The organism is Rhizobium sullae, assembly GCF_900169785.1.
GTDB classification, from domain to species: domain Bacteria; phylum Pseudomonadota; class Alphaproteobacteria; order Rhizobiales; family Rhizobiaceae; genus Rhizobium; species Rhizobium sullae.
This window is the reverse complement of record NZ_FWER01000145.1, coordinates 1-2153: the sequence shown is the minus strand read 5'-3', so window position 1 is coordinate 2153 and position 2153 is coordinate 1. Positions and strand designations below refer to the sequence as shown.

General features: G+C 54.7%; 3 protein-coding genes and 2 pseudogenes. 4 read left to right on the top strand and 1 reads right to left on the bottom strand.

Going from position 1 to position 2153, the window contains the following annotated elements; genetic code table 11:
- Together BN1800_RS39345 and BN1800_RS44380 are read left to right on the top strand one after the other, a co-directional pair.
- On the top strand, positions 1-339 hold a 339-nt coding region (locus BN1800_RS39345), incomplete at its 5' end, for a DDE-type integrase/transposase/recombinase (RefSeq protein WP_143534267.1).
- A 45-nt stretch (positions 340-384) separates the two neighbouring features.
- Positions 385-492 (top strand): annotated as a pseudogene (locus BN1800_RS44380) (Mu transposase domain-containing protein); the annotation flags it as partial.
- A 69-nt stretch (positions 493-561) separates the two neighbouring features.
- Here BN1800_RS44380 and BN1800_RS41105 read toward each other — a convergent pair.
- Positions 562-1215 (bottom strand): hypothetical protein, encoded by a 654-nt coding sequence (locus BN1800_RS41105; RefSeq protein ID WP_132568939.1) that lies wholly within the window; start codon positions 1213-1215, stop codon positions 562-564.
- Positions 1216-1435: 220 nt separating this feature from the next.
- Here BN1800_RS41105 and BN1800_RS41100 point away from each other — a divergent pair, with 220 nt between their 5' ends.
- Complete coding sequence (locus tag BN1800_RS41100; RefSeq protein ID WP_132568940.1) at positions 1436-1783, top strand: hypothetical protein; 348 nt, start codon at positions 1436-1438, stop codon at positions 1781-1783.
- 191 nt (positions 1784-1974) lie between these two features.
- A pseudogene (locus tag BN1800_RS39335) lies at positions 1975-2153 on the top strand (DDE-type integrase/transposase/recombinase); the annotation flags it as partial.

Below are 2153 nucleotides of genomic sequence, written 5' to 3'. Positions count from 1 at the left end.
AGGCTGCTGAAGAAGCAAGGCCTGACGCCGAAGCGGATCGTCACCGACAAATTGCGCTCATATGGTGCTGCAAGACGGGAGGTGATGCCCGCCGTCGAACATCGATCGCACAAGGGCCTGAACAATCGAGCCGCGAATTCTCACATGCCGCTTCGAAAACGGGAGCGGATGATGCAGGGATTTCGATCCGTCGGCGGCTTGCAACGGTTCATATCGATCTTTTCGGCACTCCGAAATCTTTTCGTCCCCCCGCACCAGAAAAACTCAGCCCTCGCCATCCACATCCATCGGATCCGCGCAATGGCGCAGTGGAAAGCCGTGACCGGCGCAACCGCCTGACGTCTCACACAAGCGCCTTGTTCCGACCTTGATCAAACAACGTGACATCGCCCCAACGACTATTCCGTCCCGGTCGCCTATGGCCATCAGGATGTCTGGATCCGGGGTTATGTCGACGAAGTGATGATCGGCTGCAGCAGTGAGATTATTGCCCTCGGCTCGTATCGGCGTCGCCCGTTCCGACCTACGTCTAACGGTCCCAGCCTGAAGGGTTCAGATCGACTATAGATGCGGCGGACGGTCGGGCGAAAGTCCCATTGTGGAAAAGAACTCGTCCCACGCCTTATAATTGTCTGGTTGATCAGGCACATGGTGCTCCTGATGGACACTGCAGCGCTCTGGGACTGGCCCTCTAAATTCCGAATCATCGTAAGCCCCTCCGATGGCGCGAAAATAGGCGATGTGGAAGCTTGAGTGTCCTAATTTTTCCTCAAGGAGAGTGACCATCTTCTGGAGATCATCTGCTCCAAACGGCTTCCCTCGCTGCTGATCCCCCGGAGAATCTGTCCCCGCAACATAGCGGACGAACAACGTTTTGCGAGTCCGAGCGATGTTGATCATCTTGTTGTATTTGTAAGTCAGCTTCTCGCGACAAGACTGTAACGCCTCCGGTGTGAAAATAACGGCGCCCGACTTCGTTCGCTCAAATTCATGATGGTAAAGAACTCCGTAATTCTCACATAGAGCAGTCGTCCCATTTAAAGCAGATACACGAAGTCCAAATTGTGCTCCATCGTCTGCCAGTATTCTCTCGATGGAGGCCACAGGCGTCACAAGCCAATCAAAACAGCTACTTGGGCGCCCTTTGAAATATCGTATAAAATGGGACGCAGGCCTGCAGTCCGAGCCAAGACTAAAGATTGCTTCGTATGACATTGTACCGGTCCTTACGGGTTCATCAGGAATGAAAAAGGAGTAGGGCGCTTCTCTGAAGCCTGGTATTCAACGAAAATCACTTCCAGAGTATGCGGCAAGATTCCAGATGGCTGCTCCTGCTCTACAGCCGTCGCGCTCGACAGGACAATCGCCCAGTCATACGTCAGGTGATGCTAACGCTCGCAATTCGATTCGTCCTAAGGACGAAATCGCGTGAGCGGTGAGCAAGCTGTCTTCGTTGATGCATCCTGGCATTCCTGCGCACCCGACGGCGAGTGCATTTGTGATGGAACTTTGGGAACGAGAACCGGCGGGCGATCGCGTGATGCTCACTCGAACTGGTTCTGTCGCGCTGCCACGGATCGTCTACGGCTTATTCCCCATTTGTGTCCTGTTCGGGCCTGGTCCGGCCGCTCTCGCCGAAAACTCCGTCAGAAGGTTCTCCGCAACGTTGCCCGCCGGCAGATTTCGCGTCTATCCGTTTGGTTTCGTGTTTGGTAATGAAGCACTTCATACCATCAGTAAAATCGTACGTTTGGATGCATTCCATCCGCGCCATGGATACTAAGCAGGCAACATCGAACTGAGCCAGCGTGAGGACGTGACATCGCGCGCGGCTATGAACCGAAAGGGATGCCTGAATTGCGGCACTAAACACTTCCTTCAGCTCTTCCGGAGGGTGCCGACCTCAAGTCCGTCACAATGACAATCGCCATCACGCCGTTTTCCCTGCAGATGCTCAAACACGAAATGTGGGCTCAGGGCCGAGCCCTCTTGCTGGTCAGGCTGCTGAAGAAGCAAGGCCTGACGCCGAAGCGGATCGTCACCGACAAATTGCGCTCATATGGTGCTGCAAGACGGGAGGTGATGCCCGCCGTCGAACATCGATCGCACAAGGGCCTGAACAATCGAGCCGAGAATTCTCACGTGCCGCTTCG

Excerpts from the sequence above, each read along its gene's own strand:
- BN1800_RS41105 (WP_132568939.1), bottom strand. The coding sequence starts at position 1,215 with ATGTCATACGAAGCAATCTTTAGTCTTGGCTCGGACTGCAGGCCTGCG.